This is a genomic window from Humidesulfovibrio mexicanus, assembly GCF_900188225.1.
GTDB lineage: Bacteria > Desulfobacterota > Desulfovibrionia > Desulfovibrionales > Desulfovibrionaceae > Humidesulfovibrio > Humidesulfovibrio mexicanus.
The window spans coordinates 175,601-197,500 of record NZ_FZOC01000007.1; the positions used below are offsets into that span (position 1 = coordinate 175,601).

Here is a 21,900-nt window from a genome sequence, read left to right on the forward strand (position 1 = left end):
AACGGAGAAAGACAATGGAAAGCAGCATCCCCCTTCTCGGCGCACAGTTCCCGGAAATGACCGTCACCACCACCCAGGGCGAACTGCACCTGCCCCAGGACATGGCGGGCAAATGGTTCGTGCTCTTCTCGCACCCGGCGGACTTCACCCCCGTGTGCACCACCGAGTTCGTGGCCTTCCAGAAGCGCTACCAGGAGTTCAAGGCCCTGAACTGCGAACTCATCGGCCTGTCCATCGACCAGGTGTTCTCGCACATCAAATGGATCGAGTGGATCGAGGAAAAGCTGGGCGAGCGCATCGAGTTCCCGGTCATCGCCGACGACATGGGCCTGGTGGCCGCAACGCTCGGCATGGTCCATCCCGGCAAGGGCACCAACACCGTGCGCGCCGTGTTCATCGTGGACGACAAGGGCACCCTGCGCATCATGTTCTACTACCCGCAGGAACTGGGCCGGAACATCGACGAGATCCTGCGCGCGGTGCGCGGCATGCAGACCTCCGACGCCCACGGCGTGGCCATCCCCGCAGGCTGGCCCAACAACGAACTCATCGGCGGCCAGGTCATCATTCCGCCCGCCAAGGACGTGAAAACCGCCCGCGAGCGCACCGGCAAGGCCGACAGCTTCGACTGGTGGTTCTGCTACAAGCAACTGTAAACAGCAGGGCAGTACGGCAGGGGGCTCCGCCCCTTGGACCCGGTCAAGGGAAGAAATGTAACACCCGGGCCGGGCGTGTCCCAAAACGACGACGGGGCAAGGAGCATGATCGCGCTCCTCGCCCCGTTTTGCGTTGATGGATGCCCACCGGCCTCAGCGCTGCGCCTGTTCCTCCGGCGGCGGATCAGTGAAGCGCGTAGGCAGCTCTTTGATGCGCCAGAGCTTGATGGCGCCGATGACGAAATATGCCGCAACCACAAGCCCGTACAAATTGTATACGCCGAAACCGCCGGGACCGGTGAACGACAACCAAGCCAGTGATGCCGGGATGATCGCGACCACGGTCGCCAGTGCCCGGCTGGCAATGCGCACGCCCTTGAAGGTCAGGAAAGCCAGGAACAACGTGACCATAAGTGAGCATAGGAACCTGGCGGCCGACTGTGGATGCTCCAGAAGCGCCCGGAGCATCAGCATGCCGAGAAGAACGTGTGTTGCGCAGTATGCCTCGACAACGAACCACGCCTCACGCATGGCTGCCTCCTTGCGATTGAACGTTCGCCATGCGCCAGAGTTTGACGGCGCCCACGCAGAGATAGATGGCGAACAGTATGACGATCGCCAGGAGTGGTGTCGAGATTGCGTCGACCATGGTGTAGCGGTAGCCAAGATACACCGCGTTCCCCACGATGAGCGCCGCGAGCAGGCGTTGGGCGAATGGCCGCCCCAGAAGCGACAAAGCCGTGAGGACGAGCGTCAGCAACAGGGAAAGCAGCTGGCCCGCAAGGAGCACGGTGGCATCACCGGCGGCAAGGATGCCGACGGCAGCCCTGTAGATGGCGAACGTGCAAAACGTCTCGACGACATACCAGACGCCTTTCATCGAAGACCGGCCCTTGTTGTGCGTTCATTTGCCGTCACCTTGAGCCTCCTTGTTTCGCTCATATATCTTTTCAAACGGATACACCAACGGGTCGGGGAGAAGGGGCACTCGTTTTTCCTTGGTGTCGTCCTTGCTGGTCATGCCCAAAAAGTCAGTGACGGATTTCGGGACAGGAGCTGAAAAATCCAGCAAGAACGGTTTGGCGCCTGGGTGAATGTCAATTGGCTTGTAGTCCCCCTGCATGGTCCCGTTGTCATCGCACGGATACACCTTGCAGTAGGGGTTGTCGTCGCGGTCGGTTCTGCTCTGTTCCGTGTTTTCTTCGTCTGATTTTTGCTCCTCGGCCCCGAAGCCGAAGAGAGACCACAGCCCCCACGCATCCACCCGATTGACCGGATCATCGACGCAATAGCCGTACCAGTCATCATCTCCGCCCTTTGCGCCCATGGGGTCAAGGGCGGTGAAGCGCCCAGTGTCGGCGTCGTAGTCCCGCCAGACGAAGCGCGTCAGGCCGGTGTCGGCGTCAAAGAGCCCGCCTGCGAAGCCGAAGGGCAGGCGCACCACTTCACCCCGGACCTGCAACTGGTTGCCGAAGCTGTCGTATTGCATCTTCTGTACAATATGGCCATCCACTGTGACAAGGGTCAGCGGTGTGCCGACTTGGTCGCAGCACAGCAAGTACGAGTCGTCGCCGTTGGTCACGCCAACGGGCGTGCGGCTGCCACGGCCAGGGCGTTCAGAATCATACGCCAGCCGCCACCAGCGCGTCCCGTCGAAGAATTCCTCCAACCGCAGCGCATCAAGCCAGCGATAGACCTCGACGAGCCTGCCATCCATGCGCTTCTCCGTGCGCTGGCCCTTGGCGTCGTGGGTGTACTCGATGCGCCGCCCTTCCGGTAACTCCACCGCCAGCAGCAGGCCCGAGGGTTCATACTGGTAGCGCGTCTCGCGCGGATTCGAGGAGGTGGCCTCGACCTTCAGGTTGCGGAAGCCCGCTTTGTCGTGGCTGTACTGAACGCTGCCCGCCTGGCCCAGCCGATTGCCGGAAAGATAGCTGTAGCGCCGCTCGCCACGAAAGCGCTGCGGGTTGATGTCGGCGAGCCTGCGGCCCTGGTGGTCGTACTGGTAGGACTCCAGCAGACCGCCCGAACCATCGGTGACGCGGGCGAGGCGTCCGGCGGAATCATAGGCGTAGCGCCGAATTTCGGACTCGCCGCCGAAGTTCAGAGTGCGTTCTGCGATGCGGCCGCGCTCATCGCACCGCACTGAAATAGAAGGGGAGGACATGGCTGCTCCTAGCGTTTGCGCGCCAGGCAGGATGCCCGGCACAAATTGCGCAAGCAGAGCATGGGGTTTCGGGGCCGGACAAAAATACCCCGTTTTGGGCGGTAAAAGGACAATAATAGCGGGTTGACAGGGGTTGGAAAAGATCAAGGGGCGCCGCCCCTGGCCCCCGGTCAAGGGGAGAAACGCCACACCCAGCCGGGCGAGGCCAAAAACGACGACGGGGCGAGGAGCAAATAAGCTCCGCGCCCCGTTTATTTTGTGGGGGATGTCGGCGTCAGTGCTGTGTCGATTTCTTCCCGTCATCGGCTGTTGATACGGTTGCGGATTTGGGACCGTCCGCTGGGGTATTCCCGCAATATGGGCACTTCGCGGCCTTGCCCTTCACGTACATGCCCCAACCGACGATGAGAAATGGAAGTGTCGAGAGGATCCCTTCGACCAACCACGCTGTCTTGCTTGAAAATATGAGCGTAGCGATGAAGGTCATGCTTGTAACGGCCATGAATGCAATTCCACGCGCTTTCAAGTCAAAACGTGGCAGACTTCGGCCACATGTGGTACATTGTTTCATGTTGTTCCCACTGTGCACGGTCGGTTTTCGGCGTTTCAATGCCGAGAGCCGGGCCAACCAATGCTTTCGCGTTGTCCCTGTGTGGATTCACTCTGTTTTTCGGCTTCAGACTTCTTGCCGTCGCCCCCCGTGGCGATCTCAGTTACTGTGCCTTTCAGCAAACCGTATGGGAATCCCAGGAATACTCCCGCAGCAGCCCCAGGGATGGCACCGACCCCCTCTATGGGCAGCCCGGCAATTCCCCCTTCGACTCCCCATTCTCCGGCTGTCTTCAGACCTTGCCATACGATTCTCCCTCCCGGTGTCTCCTCTCCCCAAAACAGCCCCCACGCGTCCACCCTGTTGACCGGGTCGTCGACACAATAGCCGTACCAATCGCTGTCGCCGCCCTTTGCCCCCATGGGGTCGAGGGCGGTGAAGCGCCCGGTGTCCGCGTCGTAGTCGCGCCAGACAAAACGCGTCAGGCCGGTGTCGGCGTCAAAGAGCCCGCCCGCGAAGCCCAGCGGCAGGCGCACCACATCGCCCCGAACCTGCAACAGGTTTCCAAATGCGTCGTACCGCATCGCCTGTACAACGTTTCCGTCCATATCGGCAAGGGCCAGGGGCGTGCCAACCTGGTCGCAGAGCAGAAAGTACGAGTCCTCGCTGTTCGTTACGCCAAGTGGTGTGCGGCTGCCACGGCCAGGGCGCTCGGAATCATAGGCCAGCCGCCACCACTCGCGGCCGTCGTGGAATTCCGAGAGCCGCAGCGGATCGAGCCAGCGATAGGCCTCGACGAGCCTGCCGTCAATGCGCTTTTCCGTGCGCTGGCCCTTGGCGTCGTAAGCGTAGTCGATACGCCGCGCGTCCGGTAACTCCACCGCCAGCAGCAGGCCCGAGGGCTCGTACTGGTAGCGCGTCTCCTCGTCGCCCTCGAACTTCAGGCACCGGAAGCCCGTGCGATCGTGGCCGTACTGAACGCTGCCAGCCTGTCCCAGCCGATTGCCGGAAAGATAGCTGTAGCGTCGCTCGCCACGGAAGCGCTGCGGGTTGATGTCGGCGAGGCGTCGGCCCTGGTGGTCGTACTGGTAGGACTCCAGCAGACCGCCCGAGCCATTGGTGACGCGGGCGAGGCGTCCGGCGGAATCATAGGCGTAGCGCCGAATTTCGGCCTCACTGCCGAAGTTCAGAGTGCGCTCTGCGATGCGGCCCTGCGCGTCGCGCTTGATGGAAAGCAGGGAGGGCTGAGGCATGGGGGCTCCTTACGGTTGCGCAACGGGCGGGCTGCCCATCGCAAATTCCGCAAGGATACCAGTGGTTTTTAGGCCGGACAAAAAAGGCATATTTTGGGCCGGGAAAAGGACAAAATAAGCAGGTTGACAGGGTTCGGAAAGATCAAGGGGTCCCGCCCCTTGGACCCGCCGGGTGGCTCCGCGCCCCCCGGAGCCCCTGCGCACGCGGCGCAAATCCAGCGGGCCAAAGCCCGCAGGATTTGCGCCGTGAGCATGGTCCCAGGACGGGAGCCTCTTTGGAGTCGTTCCGAGACTCGCTGCCGCTCCCCAGACCGTATCCTCTCCCGCCAGAACCCTCTACAAAGGAATTCCAAAGGGCCTGCATCCCCTTGACCGGGTCCAAGGGGCGGCGCCCCTTGTTCGCCACTACTAGAGTTTCGCCTTCAGCACGATGTCGGTGATGGGGCCGCGCGATTTGTCGCCCTTGAGGACCATGTGGGCGTAGTTGCGGAAACCCTTGAGTTTTTTGACGGTCCAGTTGAGGCCGTTGTTGCTTTCGTTGAGGTAGGGGTTGTCTACTTGCCGTGTATCGCCCAGGCAGATGCACTTGACGCCTTCGCCCATACGGGTGAGCAGGGCGCGGGTTTCGGTGCGCGAGAGGTTCTGCATCTCGTCCACGATGACGACGCAGTTTTCCAGGTTCATGCCCCGGATGAAGGCGATGGGCTGGATGACGAAACGTTTGGGGTTGAGTTTCAGCACATCGGCTTGGGAGTCCTGGAAGATGCGGTTGGCTGGACGAATCTCGTGGAGTTTCAGGAGCAGGTCGGTGATGTAGCGCACGTAGGGGCCCATTTTTTCTTCCACATCGCCGGGGAGAAAGCCCATTTTGGCGCCGATTTCCACCACGGGCTTGACGAGGTAGATGCGCTTGAACGGATTGTCCTTGCGTTCCAGCGTCAGGTACAGGGCCGTGGCAAGGGCGAGGTAGGTCTTGCCGTAGCCCGCTTCGGACTGGAGGGTGGTGATGTCGATGCGCGGATCGAGCATGAGCTCCAGGGCGAGGTTTTGGTATACTGAGCGCGGCTTTATGCCCCATATTTCGTGGGAGTAGCCGATGGGCTTGGGCCCGTCCGCGCCGTAAAACACCGGCACGCCGTTTTCCCAGCGGAAGCAGTTGGGTATGCACTCTTCGCCGTCGTCAACAAAGCCGGTGTAGATTTGCGATTCGCTTTGAAAGGGCACGGAGTCGCGGTAGCCCTCGCAGGGGATGCCGGATACGCGCGCCTTCAGTTGCAGGATGCGGTCGTTGGTGACGAGGATGGGCTCGGCCACGGGATGATTGGCGATCTCGCGCAGGATGCGGTCGTCCGGGGATTCGTCGATTGCCAGCGGCAATGCGCTGCCATCAGGCGGAAAGATGCGCACGTCCGCATCGTTAAGGATGGTGCTGACGGCCTGGGCCACCACATGGCCCAGGCGCGGGTCGCGCTTCAGGCGGTCCAGTTCGGTGAGCACGGTGTACGGGATGTGGATGGTGTTGTCCTGGCCGTTGCGCAGGGCCTGGACGCATTTGGGGTTTTCAATGAGCACGTTGGTGTCGAGCACGAAGTTTTTCGATGCCATCAGGATCCCTTGGGCTGGTGGTTACGGCAGCTCTGTGGCTGTCGGCAGGGTCCTCTGTCGTCGTGCTGTGTTGTGTGCAGCGGTCCGATCACCTCCGGAAAAGCGTATTGTGATTGTGAGACTTAAAGATTCTCTAAACATATGTGGTGAGAAAATCCAGCGCAATCGCGCGGCGCGGAGGTGACGATGCGGTGACGTTGGAGGCCTGGGAGGAGAGGGGGGGATAAAAAAAACCGCCCGGAACAGGGGTTCCGGGCGGTAGGTGTGGTGCAGCGTACTTTGGACTAGGGCTTCTTGGCCGGAGCAGCCGGAGCAGCCGGAGCAGCGGGAGCGGCGGGAGCGTCGGCCTTGGCGGCGTCGGCGGGCTTGGCGTCCGCAGGAGCGGCGTCCGCAGGCTTGGCGTCGGCCTTGGGGGCCTCGGCGGGGGCCTTCAGGTCGATGCTGACCTTGTTGATTTCCTCGATGATCTTGTTGGTGATGTCCGAGGCTTCGTCGTAGGACAGGACCACGTCCTTGGCCAGGATCACGTCGACCTTGTTGTCCTTGCGGTATTTTTCAAGAATCTTGTTGAACTGGTCCTGCAGCAGGCCCACCACGCGCTGCTGTTCCGCGCCCATGGTGGTCTGGTATTTGGTCACGGCCTCCTGGAAGGCGGCGGCGTTTTCCTGGGTCTGCTTGGCCTGGACCTTGTCCTGGGCGGCCTTGGCTTCGGCCTGAAGCTCGGAGCTCTTGTCGCGCAGGTAGTTCATGGCCTCCTGGCCGGGCTTGGATTCGCGGAACACCTTGGCCCCGTCGACAACGGCGATCTTGTTGCTGCTGTTGCAGCCGACGAGCGCGGCGGACACGAGGGCCAGCAGCAGGAGTGCGCAAAGCTTCTTCATGGGTGTGATACCTCTTTAGAGTGTTGGGTGCGGGAACTACCCGTGTCGGCCTTGAGGGGCATATGCAACAGGGTGTGGACAATATCGCGCTTCAATCAGGTTGGCAAGGGGCGCGGGGCCTGCCGCCCGCGTTGGGGGCCGTTCGCCTTCTGTCGGGGTTGGCGCCCAGGTGCGGGCAGAACCGTTCAGCCTCCGGGGTCAGGCGATGCGCCTCGTCATACAGGACAAGCGGCGGTTCCAGGACAAGCGTCCTGCCCTGCCCGGAAACGGCCTGCACCAGGGCGATGCGGATTGGCCCGCCGCTGCGCCCCTGGACCGGAAGCAGGCGGCGCGGGTGCAGCCCTGCCTGGGTGAGGTGCTGGAACAGCTCCGGCAGGCGCTCCGCCAGGTGCACAAGAAAGAAGCTGCCCCCGCGCCGCAGGCGTCTGGCCGCGCAGCGCGCGAACACGGCGAAGCCGCCTGGCCCTTCAAAACGCGCCAACTGCTTCGCCTGGTTTGGGCAGGCGCGGCCGGTTTCCGGGATGCGGAAGGGCGGATTGCAGAGCGCGAAATGCGCGGGGCCTTGTATCGGGAAATCGCGTGTGGAGCAGTCATCCGCGTCTCCCGTCCAGGCGCGAAAGCGGTCCGCAAGGCCCAAGGCCAGGGCGTTCTGCCGGGCCGCGTCGGTCATGGCGGGGTTCACATCAATGCCGGCGATGTCCAGCCCCTCGCGGCCGGGCAGCACAAGCAGGCCGAAGGAGGCCGCGCCGCAGCCGCAGCCCAGGTCCAGCCCGCAGAGGGCCGCGCGGGGTTTGAGCTGGCGGTGGGCAAACGCGGAGAGGAGCAGGGTGTCGGCCCCGAAGCGGAAGCCGCCCTCTGGCTGGACGAGCCCGCGCGGGAACAGGGCGCGCCGGGCCGCGTGCTCCGTGTCCATGGGGGGGGTCAGGCCACCCGACCGACGACAGGGTTGCCCAAGCCCACATCCACGGATGCGGCCGGAAGCGCGCCGGTGAAGAACATGTTCAGCACGCGGGCGGCGTCTTCCACGTTCACCTGGGTGTTTTCCTGGCGGGTGGTGGAAAGATCCGGGCTGTTGTGTTGCGAAAAGTCGAGGGTGGTGTTCTGCTGGTTGTACTCCGGCTGCTGCACGGTCCGGTTCACGGTCGTGGAATTGTCGTAGGCGCGGTTCGTCTCGTTCACCGTGGTGCTGGCGAACTCCACGTTGCGCGACTGGGAGAAATCCTGGTTAAGGGGCTGGTTGATGTTTTCGGTGACATGCACCCCGCCCTTGGCCCCCACGCTGCCGTCCACGTTGACCGTGACGTTTGGCCGCTCCTCCGGGAAGATGACGCGCGGCGGGTCGTAGGTGGAGGGCTTGAGGTAGTCGCTGGCCAAAAACGGTGGCGGCGGCGTGGATCTCGGCCGCTCCTGCCACACGTAGGCGGGCTCATAGAGCTGGTACGCCTCGCCGTGAAATTCGCTGTGCAGCACGCGCGTGGGGTGGTGGGCCACGTGTGTGTGCGGGTTGCCGTGGAAATGCATGGCCTGGGGCGGGTGCACATAGCCTGTGGGCGTTGGGAACGTGCGGCCGCCGGGGCTGACGGTGAAACCCTCCGTGGCGGGGGTGGCCGGGGCCGAGGCCGAGGCCTGGGCCATGGCTTGGCCCACGCGCAGTTCCACGGGCGGCATTCCGGGGCCGGAGGTCGAGGAGTAGGTCATGCCGCCGCCGGTGGCCTGGGCCACAGGAGTGGCGCCGCCCAGAACATAGCTGACGCCGGAGGCCGCGCTTCCGCCGCCGCTGGAGACGCCGCCTCCGCCTCCTCCGCTGGAGATGCCGCCGCCGCCGCTGCTTGCGCCGCCGCCGGAAATGACGGACGCGCCGCCGGAGCCCCCGCCGCCGCTGGAGATGCCGCCGCCGCCGGACACCGTGGCGCCTCCTCCTCCGGAGATTGCGCCGCCGCCGCCGGAAACCGTGGCGCCTCCTCCACCGGAGATTGCGCCGCCGCCGCCGCCGCTGAAGCCTCCTCCTCCGCCGGACACCGCTCCGCCGCCTCCGCTGGAGACGACGGACGCGCCGCCCCCGCCAGACACGGAGCTTCCTGCTGAAACCGCGCCGCCGCCTGCGCCGGACACAAGGCCAGCGCCGCCACCGGACACCGTGCCGCCGCCGCCGGTGCTCACATGTCCGCCGCCGCCGCCGGTGCTCGGAATGGCCGACTGCGTTGAACCCTCCACGAAGAGCACGCCGCCGCTCAAGGGCGAATAGGGAATCACCGCGGGGGTGCAGTCGATGGGCACGTGTCCGCCCTCGCTGATGGGCACCCAGCCGCCCTCGCTGATGGGCACGTGTCCGGCCGGGCCGGGCGTGAAGCTGCCCGGAGGACCGGCCTCGAAATGCCCGGCGGGTCCTGCCGTGGTGCTGCCCGGAGGTCCGGCGACGATATTGTCGGTGAGTCCGTACATGGGGTTCCCGTGGCCGGGCCCGCGCCGCGCATCGAAAATGCCGATACGTGAAGGGGAGTCCGGTCCGATTGCACAATACGCGCCTTTTTCGGAATCCGTCAAGGGGCGCGCGCCCCCTTGCCAAGGCCGGGGCGATGATTACATGCCGGAAATGTCCAACACAGACGCTGCCGCACAAAACGTTCCGGCCGCCCCGCGCGGGGTTATCCGCATCGAAGGGGCCAGGCACCACAACCTCAAGAACCTGAGCCTGGACATCCCACGCGAAAAACTCGTGGTGGTCTGCGGGCCGTCGGGCTCCGGCAAGAGCACCCTGGCCTTCGACATCGTGTACGCCGAGGGCCAGCGCAGGTACGTGGAGTCGCTTTCGGCCTACGCCCGCCAGTTTCTGCCGCAGATGGACAAGCCGCTTGTGGACAAGGTGGAGGGCCTCTCCCCGGCCATCTCGCTGGAGCAGCAGTCCACCTCGCGCAACCCGCGCTCCACCGTGGGCACGGTGACCGAGGTTTACGACTTTTTGCGCGTGTTTTACGCCCGCCTGGGGGCCTTCTTTTGTCCCAAGTGCGGCAAACCAATCGCCGCGCAAAGCGGCGACGAGATCCTCGCGAGCATCATGGCCATGCCCGAGGGCGCGCGGATTCTGCTCCTGGCACCGCTGGTGGAGCACCAGAAGGGCACGCACAAGGACCTCTTCGCCCGCCTGCGCAAGGAGGGCTTCGCGCGCGTGCGCGTGAACGGCGTGGTGCATACCCTGGACGAGGCCCCTGAGCTGGACAAGCTCAAAAAGCACAGCATCGAGCTGGTGGTGGACCGGCTGGTGGTCAAGGCCGACATCCGCCCCCGCCTGGGCGACTCGGTGGAGCTGGCCCTCAAGCAGGGCAAGGGGCGGCTTATTGTGCTGGAGCACGGCGCGGCAGACCCCGGCGCGGAGCGGCTCTTCAGCACCGAGAGCACCTGCGCGGCCTGCGGGGTCTCCATGCCGCCGCTCACTCCGCAGCTGTTCTCCTTCAACAGCCCGCAGGGGGCCTGCCCGGAGTGCTCGGGCCTGGGCTGCGTGGAGCGCTTCGAGTTCGATCTGCTGGCCCCGAACAAGGGGCTTTCCCTCAAGGGCGGCGGGCTGCTTCCCTGGCGCAACCCCAGGCTTTTCGCCCGGCACGAGGAGGACTTGCGGCGGCTGGGCAAGCGCCACGGCTTCACCCTGGACACCCCGCTCTCGGCCTTCAGCCCGGCGGCGCGGCAGGCGTTGGTGGACGGCGACGAGCAGTGCGGCTGGCCCGGCGTGGAGCCCCTGCTGGACCAGGGCTACAGCATGGGGCCCTTCTGGCGCGACGAGCTCGCCCGCTACCGCCAGACCCGGCCCTGCCCGGCCTGCGGGGGCGCGCGCCTGAAGCCCGAGGCCCTGGCCGTGCGCGCCCCGGCAACGGACCCGGAGCACAGCCTGAACATCAGCGAATTCTGCTCCCTGTCCATTGCCCGCGCCTTGCAGTGGCTCAAGGAGCGCGACTTCACCGGGGCCAGCGAGGCCATCGCCGGGCCGCTGCTGAAGGAGCTGACCCACCGCCTGGGCTTCATGAAGAACGTGGGCCTCGACTATATCTCTCTTGGCCGCAACATGGGCACCCTCTCCGGCGGCGAGGCCCAGCGCATCCGCCTGGCCAGCCAGCTGGGGTCGGGCTTGGTGGGCGTCACCTACGTGCTGGACGAACCCTCCATTGGCCTGCACCCGCGCGACAACGAGCGTCTTTTGCGCACCCTGCGCAGCCTGCAGCAGCGCGGCAACACCGTCCTGGTGGTGGAGCACGACGAGCCCACCATCATGAGCGCGGACCATGTCATCGAGCTTGGGCCCGGCTCGGGCGAGCTGGGCGGCGAGATCGTGTTCCAGGGCCCGGTGGACGCCCTCATGAACCAGAGCCAGTCCCTTACGGCCCAGTACCTGCGAGGCGACCTGCGCTCCTGGCGGCCGGAGGAGCGCCGCCAGCCGAGCCCTGTGGGCGGCCGCACGCACCTGGGCATACGCGGCGCGCGCGCCAACAATCTGAAGGGGCTCGACCTGGACATCCCCCTGGGCGTGCTGGTGTGCTTCACCGGCGTGTCCGGCTCGGGCAAAAGCTCCCTTGTGGTCGATACCCTCTACAAGCATCTGGCCCTGGCCCAGGGCGTCAAGGTGGAGCAGCCCGGCCCCGTCGACGCCTTCATCGGCGCCGAGGCCATCGAGAAGATCATCGCCATCGACCAGACGCCCATCGGCCGCACCCCGCGCTCCAACCCCGCCACCTACACCAAGGCCTTTGACGAGATCCGCACAATCTTCGCCGGGACCAAGGACGCCAAAATGCGCGGCTATGCGCCCGGCCGGTTCAGCTTCAACGTCAAGGGCGGCCGCTGCGAAGCCTGCCAGGGCGACGGACAGGTGCGCGTGGAGATGCACTTTTTGCCAGACGTGTTCGTCACCTGCGAGGTGTGCAAGGGGATGCGCTACAACTCGCAGACCCTGGAGGTGCGGCACAAGGGCAAGAACATCGCCGAGGTGCTGGACATGACCGTGGCCGAGGCCCGCGAGTTCTTCGGCGCGCACACCGCCCTCTCCCGCAGGCTGGAGGTGCTGGAGCAGGTGGGCCTGCCCTATCTGCGCCTGGGCCAGCCCGCCACCACCCTGTCCGGCGGCGAGGCCCAGCGCATCAAGATCAGCCGCGAGCTGGGCAAGCGCAGCCTGCCGGGAACCCTGTACATTCTGGACGAGCCCACCACCGGCCTGCACATGCACGAGGTGGGCAAGCTTATCCGCGTGCTGCACCGACTGGTGGACAAGGGGGCCAGTGTCATCGTCATCGAGCACAACGCCGACGTGGTGCTCGCCAGCGACTACGTGTTCGACCTTGGCCCCGGCGGCGGCGAGAACGGCGGGACCATCGTGGCCCGCGGAACGCCCGAGGAAATCATGGCCAACCCGGAGTCCGTCACCGGGCGCTTTCTGGGGGCCGAGGCGCGGTAGCCTCCACCCCGCCCCGGCGCCACAGCTCGGCCAGCACCAGTCGCGCGGCCTCGCGCAGGGCGTGGTAGAACGAGTAGAAGTGCATCACCTCGTCCAGGTCGTACACCGCAATGGTGCGCTGGCGGCGCAGGTCGAGCAGCTTGTCGCCCGCTGCGGCAAGGGCCGCCCCTAGCCGCGGGGCCGCTGCCGCCGGGGGGGGCGCCTTGGTGGCGACGGCGCGGCCCAGCCCGGTCATGGCCTCTTCCAGCGCCTCGCCCAACTCCCGCAGCTCATCGGACAGGTGCCGGTGGAACCCTTCGGGCGGCGCGTTCTCCACGGCGTGGGCCATGGCCAGCAAATGCTCCGCCATCCGGTCCTCCAGCTCCAGCAGCGTTGAAAGTTCCCCGCCCTGCGCCGCCGTGCCCGGTTCGCGCAGCGCCGCAGACAGCAGCTGCCGGTTGCGCAGCAGAAGCCGCAGCACAGCGTCCTTGCGGTGGAACACGCGCCCGGCGTCGTAGCCGCCGCCCAGCCGGGTCTCCAGAAGCGTCGCCAGCAGCGCCGAGAGTTCCGTCAGCCCTTTGCCCAGCCCATAGCGCAGCACCACCCGCGCATGGGAGGGCCAGGCTAGCGACACGGCCAACGCCACCACGATGCCCAGCCCGACCTCCAGAAAACGCCACAGCCCTATCTCCAGGGCGCTGCCGCCCATGACCCCGTGCAGGCAGATGACCACCGCGGCCGTGAGGCCCGCAAGACGCAGGTTTTCGTTCTGCGAGGCCAAAAGCGCGCAGAAGAACACCGTGACGAACATGGCCGCGCCCAGGCCCGACACGCCCGCACCCAGCCAGGCGTCGGCCGCGGTGGCCGAAAGCGCGCCCAAAAGCGCGCCGCTGGCCGTGCCCAGAAGCCGCGCCCAACTGGCCGCGATGGAGCCGCCCACGTGCGCCTGCATCACCAGGATGGACGAGAATACCGCCCAGTAGCCCTGCTCCAGGTTGAGCAGCAGCGTCAGCGCAAAGGTGATGGTGGCCGCGATGGCCGTGCGCAGGGCGTGGCGCAGTTGGGATGCGTTGAGGCGCAAGGCAAGGTGTTCAGGCAGGTTCATGCTGTCCTTTGCGCGTTGTGCGCCGTGCCCGCTTCATGCTCCGCAGGCCAGGGGCTTCGCGCCCCTGGGCCCGCGTGAATCGGGGACAGGGGGACGGCGTCCCGCATGTTCCCCCCTTTCCGGGGTTCCAAGGGGCCGGGGAGGCCCCTTGGCCGCCGGAGGCATCAAAAGGCACAGCCCCGCGCCCGTTTCGTGCTCCGCAGGCCAGGGGCTTAAGCGCCCCTGGACCCGCGTGGAGGGGGGCTAGCGTCCCGCTGCCCCTTGCGCCGCGCCGCGCCATTTTTCCACATCGGCCCAGAATTCCGGGCAGGCGCAGATGTGGTAGCGCTCGCCGAGCTTCAGGGTGCACACGGCCTCGGGCAGGTGCAGGTCCAGCATGACGGGCACGCTCCCGGGGTGGCGGCACAGCAGCTGCTTGAGGGCGTCCAGGCGATCCGGGCCGCAGTGCTCCTCGCGGGCGGGGATGCGCGCAGGCTCGAAGCTTTGCGCCGCCACCTGGGCGAGCAGCTTCACGTTGTCGGCCAGCATCTTGGACTCGCGCGGGCCTTCCTCCTCGCCGGGCTTGGTGCGCACGTCCACCTTGCCCTCGAACACCAGCGGCTGGTCCTGGCCGAGCAGCTCCTTGGCCTCGGCGTAGACGTTGGCGAACAGCGTGCACTCGCCCGTGCCGGTGAGGTCTTCCAGTTGCAGGAAGGCCATCTTGTCGCCCTTTTTGTTGATGTATTCGCGCAAGGACGTGACCAGCGCGGCCACGCGCACCATCATGCCGCCGGGAAGCTCCTTGATTTCGGCCAGGCTGGTGAGGTTCAGGCGTTGCAGCTCGTGGCGGAAGCGCAGCAGCGGATGGCTGGAGAGGAAGAAGCCGAGCGCCTCCTTTTCCAGGCGCATCTTTTCCTCGTCGCCCCACTCGGGCACGTCCTCGTCGGTCACGAGGGGGGCTGTGGCTTCGGCTGTGGCCGAACCGCCGCCGCCCAGCATGTCCAGCATGGAGATCATGCCTTGGGCCTTTTCCTTGGCCTTCTTCTGGCCCATGGACACGGCGCGGTCCAGCGCGGCCATGTGCCCGGCGCGGGTCTTGCCCAGGCAGTCCAGCGCGCCGGCCTTGATGAGGGCCTCCAGGGTGCGCTTGTTGATCTTGCGCAGGTTCACGCGCTCGCAGAGGTCATAGATGTCGCGGAAGGGGCCGTTTTGCAGGCGTTCGTCCACGATCTCGCCCACGGCGTCCTCGCCAACGCCCTTGATGCCCGCCAGGCCGAAGACCACCTTGCCTTCCTGCACGGAGAAGCGGCTCTCGCTCATGTTGACGTTGGGCGGCACCACGGCGATCTGCATTTCGCGGCAGGCGTTGATGTAGGTGAAGACCTTGTCCGTGTTGGCGAGTTCCGAGCTGATGAGCGCGGCCATGAACTCCACCGGATGGTGGGCCTTGAGCCAGGCGGTGTAGTAGCTGATGAGGGCGTAGGCGGCGGAGTGCGACTTGTTGAAGCCGTATTCCGCGAATTTTTCCATGAGGTCGAAGATTTCCGCGGCCGTGGCCTCGGCGATCTTGTTCTCGCGGGCGCCCTCCATGAACTTCTGGCGCTGCTTGGCCATCTCCTCGGGCTTCTTTTTGCCCATGGCGCGGCGCAGCAGGTCCGCGCCGCCGAGGGTGTAGTTGGCGATGACCCGTGCGCAGCTCATGACCTGTTCCTGGTACACGATGACGCCGTAGGTGGGCTTCAGCGTCTCCTCCAGGGACGGATGCGGGTAGGTGACTTCGATTTGCCCGTGCTTGCGCTTGATGAATTCGTCCACCATGCCGGAGCCCAGCGGCCCTGGCCGGTACAGGGCGAGCATGGCGATGATGTCCTCGAAGCAGGTGGGCTTGAGCATCCGCAGATACTTGCGCATTCCGCTGGATTCCACCTGGAAGATGCCGTCGGTGTCGCCGGTGCAGAAAATTTCGTAGGTGGCGGGGTCGTCGAGGGCCAGGGTCTCCAGGTCGGGCCGGGGCTTGCCCGTGCGCTCGATGATGTCGAGCGCGTCCTCCACCACGGTCATGGTGCGCAGACCCAGGAAGTCGAACTTGATGAGGCCGACCTTTTCCACCAGCTTCATGTCGTACTGGGTGACGATTTCACCCTCCTTCCCCTTATATAAAGGAAGGTAGTCGAGCATGGGCTTGTCGGAGATGACGATGCCCGCCGCGTGGGTGCTGGCGTGGCGCGAGAGCCCCTCCAGACGCTTGGACACGTCGATGAGCTTCTCCACCTGGGGATTGCCCACGGCCATGGCCTGGAGTTCGGGCTCCTTTTCCAGGGCCTTGGAGATGGTCATCTTCATCTCTTCGGGCACCAGCTTGGCGATGCGGTCGGTGTCGGCGAAGGTCATGCCCAGGGCCCGGCCCACGTCGCGGATGGCGGCCTTGGCCTTCATGGTGCCGAAGGTGGTGATCTGGGCCACATGGTCGCGGCCGTATTTGCCCGCGACGTAGGCCACCACCTCCAGGCGGCGGCGTTCGCAGAAGTCCACGTCGATGTCCGGCATACTGACGCGTTCGATGTTCAGGAAGCGCTCGAACAGCAGATCGTAGGGCAGGGGGTCGAGGTTGGTGATCTTGAGCGCCCAGGCCACCAGCGACCCCGCTGCGGAGCCGCGCCCCGGCCCCACCGGGATCTTCTGGTCCTTGGCCCAGTTGATGAAGTCCTGCACGATGAGGAAGTACGCCGGGAAGCCCATCTCCTTGATGACGCCGAGCTCGTACTCCAGGCGTTGCCAGTAGGCGTCCTGGTCCACCTCGTAGGTCAGGGCCGCCAGGCGCTTTTTGAGGCCTTCGCGCGCCATGCGCTCGAACTCGGAGTCGATGCTCTGGCCCTCGGACAGTTCGTAGACCGGGAAGTGGTGCTGTCCAAGCTCCAGCTCAACATCGCACATCTCGGCTATTTTGACCGTGTTGCTGATGGCCTCCGGGCAGTAGGCGAAGGCGGCCTCCATCTCCTCCATGGTCTTGAAGTAGAGCTGGTCAGTGTTCATGCGCATACGGTCCTTGTCCAGAACCGTGCGCTGGGTGCCGATGCAGAGCAGCACGTCGTGGGCCTCGGCGTCGTCCCGGGTGAGGTAGTGGCAGTCGTTGGTGGCCACCGGGGGCAGCCCGGTCTCGCGCATGACCTCAAGCATCATCTCGTTGGCGCGGGTCTGGTCGGCGATGCCGTTTTCCTGCAGTTCCAGGTAGAAGCGTCCGGGAAAGATGTCGGCGTACTCGCGCGCCACGGCGATGCCGGAGTCCAGCCCCTTGGTGAGCAGCGTGCGGTTGACCTCGCCCGCCAGGCAGGCGGAAAGGGCGATGAGCCCCTCAGAATAGTCGCGCAAAAGCGCCTTGTCCACGCGGGGCTTGTAATGGAAGCCTGTCAGGTAGCCCTCGCTCACCAGCTTGATGAGGTTCTGGTAGCCGGTGCGGTTCTGCGCCAGCAGCACCAGGTGGTAGGCGGCCTGGCGCGAGCTGGTCTGGCTTTTGTCTTCGCGCGGGCCGGGGGCCACGTACACCTCGCAGCCGATGATGGGCTTGATGCCGGTATCCAGCGCCTTTTGCCGGAACACCAAAGCCCCGTGCATGTTGCCGTGGTCGGTCAGGGCCACGGCGGGCATCCCCAGGTCCTTGGCGCGTGAGCAAAGATCCTTGATGCGTATGGCGCCGTCAAGCAGGCTGTATTCGCTGTGACAATGCAGGTGCACGAAATCCGACATGTGGCTTCCCCTTTGCGAGTGCTGACGAGTTTGTGTATACACCAGCGGGCAGGCCTTGGAAACGGCGCGGGCCGGCATTTTAATACCTATTTAAATTCAATGTGTTGCGCTGCGCGTGGCGCGGGGTGCGGGGCGCGTGATGGTGGAGCGGTTGAAGCGCAAGGTGTCGCGTCTGTCCTCCGTGCTGCCGGTTCTGGCGGGCGCGGTGGCCGTGTCGTTGGCGCTGGCGCTTGTGGCCTGGCTGGCCAGACCCTACCTGCCCAAGGCCTTTGTCGACTTCGTGGCCGAGCTTGCGCGCGAGGATTTCGAGACCCGCAGGCAGGCGCTCAAGGCCTGGTTCGACGCCTTCGGGGCGGTGGCCGCCTGGGTGTTTTTGGCCGTGCAGTTTCTGCAGGTGGTGGTGGCGCCCATCCCCGGCCAGTTCACCGGAATGCTGGGCGGCTTCGTGTTCGGCTTCTGGCGCGGTCTCGCGCTCAACGTGGTGGGCAACGCCGTGGGCTCGCTCTTCGCCATGCTGCTGACGCGCTTCTTCGGCGAGCGGGTCATGCGGCCTTTCGTGCCCCAGCGCATCCAGGAAAAGTTCGACGCCACCATCCACCGGGGCGGCCTGACCAACTTCTTCATGCTCTATCTGCTGCCCGGCACGCCAAAGGACGCCATCTGCTTCATGGCGGGCCTGACCAGACTGTCGCTGTGGAAGCTTCTGGCCGTGAACATCCTGGGGCGGCTGCCGGGGCTCGCGGTGCTCACCTTTACCGGCGCGGCGGCCGACGCCGACCTGTTCACCGTCAAGCTGGTGTTCGGCATCGGCCTCGCCCTGGCCTTCGTCATCTGGCTCTTCGACGAGGAGATCAAGGAGCGGCTGGCCCGGCTGGCCGGATAGGCGCACGCGCATCCGGTTGCCTTCACCACGGCGGCTGGTGTATCAGGGCTCTGGGGCGCTGGCCTTCCGCGCCGCCCCTGGCCTTCATCCGCAATCAAGGAGCCAGCTCATGCGCAGATTCGCCGCGGCCCTGCTTTCCCTGCTTCTTCTTGGCCTGTTGCACGGCTGCTACGGCGCCTACGGCGGCGGCGGGGGAGAGAATCCCGCCCACTACGAGCAGGGGCTGGTGGACAAGTCCGCCGCGGTGGTGCGCGCCATGCGCTCTTCGCCCTCCTTCCGCCCCATCGAGGTGTACCTGAAAAACGCGCGCGGCGTGCTCATTTTGCCCAGCGTCATCAAGGCCGGCTTCATTTATGGTGGCCAGGGCGGCAACGGCGTGCTCCTCGGGCGCGAGGCCGACGGCTCCTGGTCCTCTCCGGCCTTCTACACCCTTGGCGGCGGCAGCATCGGCCTGCAGATCGGCGTGCAGGAGGCGGCCATCGTGCTCGTGTTCATGAACGACAAGGCCTTCAAGGCCGCCATCGACACCGGCCTGACCCTGGGGGCCGACGCCACCGTGGCCGCCGGAACCGAGGGCCTTACCGGCGAGGTGGCCAGCACCCATGCCTTCAAGGATGTGTACTACTTCGCCGACGTGGGCGGCCTGTTCGCCGGAATCTCCCTTGAGGGCGGGGTGGTGCATGTGCGCGAGGGCCTGAACACGACCTACTACGGCCAGTCCCTCAGTCCCAGGCAAATCGTGCTGGAGCGCCGCGCCGACGTGCCCGCCGCCCGGCTGCTGAAGGACGCCCTCACGGTTTCGGCCAAGGGAAAATAGGTGCGCGTGGCGTTCTGGCGTGGGAAGGGGAGCGCGCAGCGGCCGTTGCGCCTGTCCTTGGCGCGATTGGCCGGTCTGGCCGCCCTTGCCGTGCTGCTCGGCCTGGTCGGCTGTGCGGCCAAGGTGTCGCCTCCGCCCGCGCCGCCGCCGCCCCCGCCGCCTGCGGAGCTGCGCGACATTTTGACCTTGCCCCAGGACGTGGCCGCCTATTTCGACCCCGCCAGCCTGGACCGGCCCCTGCTGTCCAGCAAGGAGCAGCGGCGCTTTGCCGCGCGCCTGCGCGAGCTGCACTTCGCGCCCTGGCACAGAAGCGCACCGGCCCACGCCAGGGCCGACGCCCTCTGGGGCCTGGCCGCCCTCAAGCCCGGCCGCCACTACGGCGAGAACTTGCGCCCGCTGGAGCCGACGTTCCGCGCGCGCATGGAGGCCCTTGCCCAGAGCGAGGGCTATCCCAACCTCATGCGTCCGGCCATTGCCACGGCCAACACCTCCCTGCGCGTGCTGCCCACCCATCGCCCCGGCTTCCTCAAGCCGGACAAGCCCGGCGAGGGCTACCCCTTCGATTATTGGCAGAATTCTGCCCTGCTTGCGGGCACGCCGCTTCTGGCCACGCACATGAGCGCCGACGGCGCCTGGGTGCTGGTGGAGGGCCGCGTGGCCGCGGGCTGGGTGCCCGTGCGCGACATCGCCTTTGTGGACGAGGCCTTCATGGCCCAGTGGGAGGGCTTGCCCCTGGGCGCGGTCATCCGCGAGGGCGCGCCGGTCTCCGCCCGCTTCGCCGACGAGGCCACCCCCGCCCCACATCTGTTCACCGGGCGCATCGGGATGCTGCTGCCGCTTCTGGAGCTCGGCCCCGGCGGCGTGACCCTGCTGGCCCCGGCGCGGGAGGCCACGGGCCAGGCCGTGAGCCTGGCCGTTGGCCTGGCCGCTGACGAGGCCCGGCCCCTGCCCCTGCCCCTCACCCCGCGCGCTTACTCCGGCCTGGTCGCGCAGCTTATGGGACAGCCCTACGGCTGGGGCGGGTTTCTGGAGAACCGCGACTGCTCCGCGCTGCTGCTCGACCTGTACGCGCCCTTCGGCATCTTTCTGCCGCGCAATTCGCGCCAGCAGTCGCGCCAGGGCGAGCGCATCCCCCTGGACGGGCTTTCGCCCGAGGCCAAGGAGGCCCTGCTCCTTGAGCGCGGCCGCCCCCTTTTGACGCTGGTGCACAAGCCGGGGCACATCATGCTCTACCTGGGCCAGAGGAACGGGCGCGCGGTGATTTTGCACGACCTGTGGGGCCTGCGCACCAGGAGCCACAAGGGCGAGGAGGGCCGCTTCGTGGTGGGGCGCGTGGCCGTCACCGGCCTCACCCCGGGGGCGGAGATTCCAGACGTGGTGCGTTCCGGGCTGCTGCTCCCCAGCTTCGACGCCTACACCCAGGTTGTTCCCGAGGCGGACACAGCCCGCAAGTAGCCCCTTGCGTTCGCGCGCAGCGTTCCTATCTTCGGCGCCACACCAACGGGAGGACCCCATGCCCATCAGCACAACGCCCTTGAATTTCGCCTTTGCCGGGCCCGGCCCGGCGCGCGGCAACGGCCGCAGCGTGGCCGTCATCGGGGCCGGTCCGTCGGGCCTTGCCGCCGCCGGATTCCTGGCCTGCCTGGGCTATACGGTGGACGTGTACGACAAGCTGCCCAAGCCGGGCGGGCTCATGGTCTTCGGCATCCCGGCCGAGCGCATTCCCGCCGAGCGCATCGCGGAAGGGGTGGAGGTTCTGGCCGGGCGCTACGGGGTGCGCTTCCATCCCGGCACCAAAATTTGCGACCGCAGGCAGGTGGACGACACCGGCGACGAGCTTTCCACCCGCTGCATGGACCTGGATGAACTGGTGCGCGGGCACGATGCGGTGATGCTCTGCACCGGGTCGTGGAAGCCGCGCAAGCTCAACGTGCCCGGCGAGGATTTGGCCGGGGTGTACACCGGGCTGGCCTTCCTGTTTCCCATCCGCGCCGCGCAGTACAAGAAGGACGCCATGCGCCGCATCGATGTGGCGGGCAAGAACGTCATCGTCATCGGGGCGGGCTTTTCGGCCATCGACGTGGCCCACGGGGCCCTTGGCCAGGGCGCGGCGCGGGTGAGCCTGGTGTACCGGCGCACCCGGCGCGAGGCCCCCTGCGGCACCCACGAGATCGAGCAGTTCGAGGCCGCGGGCGGCCAGTGGCTGGAGCTGGTCACCCCCTTGCGCATTCTGGAGGGAGAGGGCGAGCGGAAGGGCCAGGTGGCCGGGGTGGAGTGCATCCAGTGCCGCCTGGGCGAGCCCGACGCCGACGGCAGACGCGGAGCCGTGCCCGATTCCTGCGCCAAGGCGGTGCTCCCGGCGGACATCGTGGTGGCCGCCATCGGCGAGACCGCCTCTCCGCCCTTTGCCGAGCGCCTGGGCCTGGAGAGCGTGCGCAAGAACGAGATCCACTGGCTGCAGATGACGCGCATGGACGGGGTGTTCGTGGCGGGCGACGCGCTCACCGGGCCGAGCAAGATCGGCAAGGCCGTGTATTCCGGCCTGCGCGCGGCCCAGTCCCTGTCGCGCTGGCTGACCTTGAAGGCCATGAGCCGCGAGCGCGAATACCGCGAGGACGAACCCATCGGCAGGGAAGACCTGCGTTGAGCCGGGGGACCATACCATGAGCGACCACGAGAAGATCCTGTTCATCGACTACTCCCGCTGCATCGGCTGCGAGTCCTGCGAGGCCGCGTGCCGCTTTGTGCACGGGCAGCCGCGCATCAACATGACGCGTACGGCGGGGGGCATCATGGCCCCGGTGTACTGCCGCCACTGCGAGTCCGCCGCGTGCGTGAAGAGCT

Annotated in this window: 17 protein-coding genes (1 of these 17 running past the window's edge); 7 read left to right on the forward strand and 10 right to left on the reverse strand. The window is 66.2% G+C overall.

Annotation, left to right across the window (positions count from 1 at the left end; all coding sequences use genetic code 11):
• The first annotated feature begins 14 nt into the window (after positions 1–14).
• Complete coding sequence (locus tag CHB73_RS14125; RefSeq protein ID WP_089275245.1) at positions 15–656, forward strand: peroxiredoxin; 642 nt, start codon at positions 15–17, stop codon at positions 654–656.
• A gap of 153 nt (positions 657–809) precedes the next feature.
• On the opposite strand, the gene CHB73_RS14130 is transcribed toward CHB73_RS14125, so the two are convergent.
• From CHB73_RS14130 to CHB73_RS14165, 8 genes are all read right to left on the reverse strand, one after another.
• Complete coding sequence (locus CHB73_RS14130) at positions 810–1,187, reverse strand: hypothetical protein (protein WP_089275246.1); 378 nt, start codon at positions 1,185–1,187, stop codon at positions 810–812.
• Entirely contained in the window at positions 1,180–1,536 is a 357-nt protein-coding gene (locus tag CHB73_RS14135) for a hypothetical protein (RefSeq protein WP_089275247.1), read from the reverse strand. The genes CHB73_RS14130 and CHB73_RS14135 overlap by 8 nt, the downstream gene beginning before the upstream one ends.
• A 24-nt stretch (positions 1,537–1,560) precedes the next feature.
• Positions 1,561–2,823, reverse strand: coding sequence for an RHS repeat domain-containing protein (locus CHB73_RS14140; RefSeq protein WP_179217063.1), 1,263 nt, complete (start codon positions 2,821–2,823; stop codon positions 1,561–1,563).
• Between the two features lie 606 nt (positions 2,824–3,429).
• On the reverse strand, positions 3,430–4,626 hold the full coding sequence (locus tag CHB73_RS14145) for an RHS repeat domain-containing protein (RefSeq protein ID WP_089275249.1): 1,197 nt from the start codon (positions 4,624–4,626) through the stop codon (positions 3,430–3,432).
• Positions 4,627–5,034: 408 nt separating this feature from the next.
• Positions 5,035–6,231: a PhoH family protein gene (locus tag CHB73_RS14150; RefSeq protein WP_089275250.1), complete on the reverse strand. Its 1,197-nt coding sequence runs from the start codon at positions 6,229–6,231 to the stop codon at positions 5,035–5,037.
• A 284-nt stretch (positions 6,232–6,515) separates the two neighbouring features.
• Positions 6,516–7,112, reverse strand: coding sequence for an OmpH family outer membrane protein (locus tag CHB73_RS14155; RefSeq protein ID WP_089275251.1), 597 nt, complete (start codon positions 7,110–7,112; stop codon positions 6,516–6,518).
• Between the two features lie 91 nt (positions 7,113–7,203).
• Complete coding sequence (locus CHB73_RS14160; protein ID WP_089275252.1) at positions 7,204–8,025, reverse strand: tRNA1(Val) (adenine(37)-N6)-methyltransferase; 822 nt, start codon at positions 8,023–8,025, stop codon at positions 7,204–7,206.
• A gap of 8 nt (positions 8,026–8,033) precedes the next feature.
• On the reverse strand, positions 8,034–9,554 hold the full coding sequence (locus CHB73_RS14165) for a hypothetical protein (protein WP_089275253.1): 1,521 nt from the start codon (positions 9,552–9,554) through the stop codon (positions 8,034–8,036).
• A gap of 151 nt (positions 9,555–9,705) precedes the next feature.
• Here CHB73_RS14165 and uvrA point away from each other — a divergent pair, with 151 nt between their 5' ends.
• Entirely contained in the window at positions 9,706–12,549 is a 2,844-nt protein-coding gene (gene uvrA, locus CHB73_RS14170; protein WP_089275275.1) for an excinuclease ABC subunit UvrA, read from the forward strand.
• Here uvrA and CHB73_RS14175 read toward each other — a convergent pair.
• Positions 12,515–13,633 carry an FUSC family protein gene (locus CHB73_RS14175; protein WP_089275254.1) on the reverse strand — a complete coding sequence of 373 codons (1,119 nt, stop codon included), beginning with the start codon at positions 13,631–13,633 and terminating at the stop codon, positions 12,515–12,517. The two genes, uvrA and CHB73_RS14175, sit on opposite strands and share 35 nt — an antisense overlap.
• Before the next feature lie 243 nt (positions 13,634–13,876).
• Entirely contained in the window at positions 13,877–17,356 is a 3,480-nt protein-coding gene (dnaE, locus tag CHB73_RS14180) for a DNA polymerase III subunit alpha (RefSeq protein ID WP_089275255.1), read from the reverse strand.
• 139 nt (positions 17,357–17,495) lie between these two features.
• Here dnaE and CHB73_RS14185 point away from each other — a divergent pair, with 139 nt between their 5' ends.
• The 5 genes from CHB73_RS14185 to CHB73_RS14205 all read left to right on the forward strand — a co-directional run.
• Positions 17,496–18,239 carry a TVP38/TMEM64 family protein gene (locus tag CHB73_RS14185; RefSeq protein ID WP_089275256.1) on the forward strand — a complete coding sequence of 248 codons (744 nt, stop codon included), beginning with the start codon at positions 17,496–17,498 and terminating at the stop codon, positions 18,237–18,239.
• Positions 18,240–18,348: 109 nt separating this feature from the next.
• Positions 18,349–19,056 (forward strand): lipid-binding SYLF domain-containing protein, encoded by a 708-nt coding sequence (locus CHB73_RS14190; RefSeq protein WP_089275257.1) that lies wholly within the window; start codon positions 18,349–18,351, stop codon positions 19,054–19,056.
• A 6-nt stretch (positions 19,057–19,062) separates the two neighbouring features.
• On the forward strand, positions 19,063–20,511 hold the full coding sequence (locus CHB73_RS14195) for an NlpC/P60 family N-terminal domain-containing protein (RefSeq protein ID WP_179217064.1): 1,449 nt from the start codon (positions 19,063–19,065) through the stop codon (positions 20,509–20,511).
• A gap of 58 nt (positions 20,512–20,569) precedes the next feature.
• On the forward strand, positions 20,570–21,703 hold the full coding sequence (locus CHB73_RS14200; protein WP_089275259.1) for an FAD-dependent oxidoreductase: 1,134 nt from the start codon (positions 20,570–20,572) through the stop codon (positions 21,701–21,703).
• Between the two features lie 16 nt (positions 21,704–21,719).
• Positions 21,720–21,900, forward strand: the 5' portion of a protein-coding gene (locus CHB73_RS14205) for a 4Fe-4S dicluster domain-containing protein (protein ID WP_089275260.1). 344 nt of this gene lie beyond the right edge of the window; only the first 181 of its 525 coding nucleotides appear in the window; its start codon is at positions 21,720–21,722; the stop codon falls past the right edge of the window.

Bases quoted from the DNA above. Each gene is read 5' to 3' on its own strand.
- dnaE (WP_089275255.1), bottom strand. From the start codon at position 17,356: ATGTCGGATTTCGTGCACCTGCATTGTCACAGCGAATACAGCCTGCTT.
- CHB73_RS14130 (WP_089275246.1), bottom strand. From the start codon at position 1,187: ATGCGTGAGGCGTGGTTCGTTGTCGAGGCATACTGCGCAACACACGTT.
- uvrA (WP_089275275.1), top strand. From the start codon at position 9,706: ATGTCCAACACAGACGCTGCCGCACAAAACGTTCCGGCCGCCCCGCGC.
- CHB73_RS14150 (WP_089275250.1), bottom strand. From the start codon at position 6,231: ATGGCATCGAAAAACTTCGTGCTCGACACCAACGTGCTCATTGAAAAC.
- CHB73_RS14185 (WP_089275256.1), top strand. From the start codon at position 17,496: ATGGTGGAGCGGTTGAAGCGCAAGGTGTCGCGTCTGTCCTCCGTGCTG.
- CHB73_RS14135 (WP_089275247.1), bottom strand. From the start codon at position 1,536: ATGAAAGGCGTCTGGTATGTCGTCGAGACGTTTTGCACGTTCGCCATC.
- CHB73_RS14155 (WP_089275251.1), bottom strand. From the start codon at position 7,112: ATGAAGAAGCTTTGCGCACTCCTGCTGCTGGCCCTCGTGTCCGCCGCG.
- CHB73_RS14200 (WP_089275259.1), top strand. From the start codon at position 20,570: ATGCCCATCAGCACAACGCCCTTGAATTTCGCCTTTGCCGGGCCCGGC.
- CHB73_RS14165 (WP_089275253.1), bottom strand. From the start codon at position 9,554: ATGTACGGACTCACCGACAATATCGTCGCCGGACCTCCGGGCAGCACC.
- CHB73_RS14160 (WP_089275252.1), bottom strand. From the start codon at position 8,025: ATGGACACGGAGCACGCGGCCCGGCGCGCCCTGTTCCCGCGCGGGCTC.
- CHB73_RS14190 (WP_089275257.1), top strand. From the start codon at position 18,349: ATGCGCAGATTCGCCGCGGCCCTGCTTTCCCTGCTTCTTCTTGGCCTG.
- CHB73_RS14145 (WP_089275249.1), bottom strand. From the start codon at position 4,626: ATGCCTCAGCCCTCCCTGCTTTCCATCAAGCGCGACGCGCAGGGCCGC.
- CHB73_RS14140 (WP_179217063.1), bottom strand. From the start codon at position 2,823: ATGTCCTCCCCTTCTATTTCAGTGCGGTGCGATGAGCGCGGCCGCATC.
- CHB73_RS14175 (WP_089275254.1), bottom strand. From the start codon at position 13,633: ATGAACCTGCCTGAACACCTTGCCTTGCGCCTCAACGCATCCCAACTG.
- CHB73_RS14125 (WP_089275245.1), top strand. From the start codon at position 15: ATGGAAAGCAGCATCCCCCTTCTCGGCGCACAGTTCCCGGAAATGACC.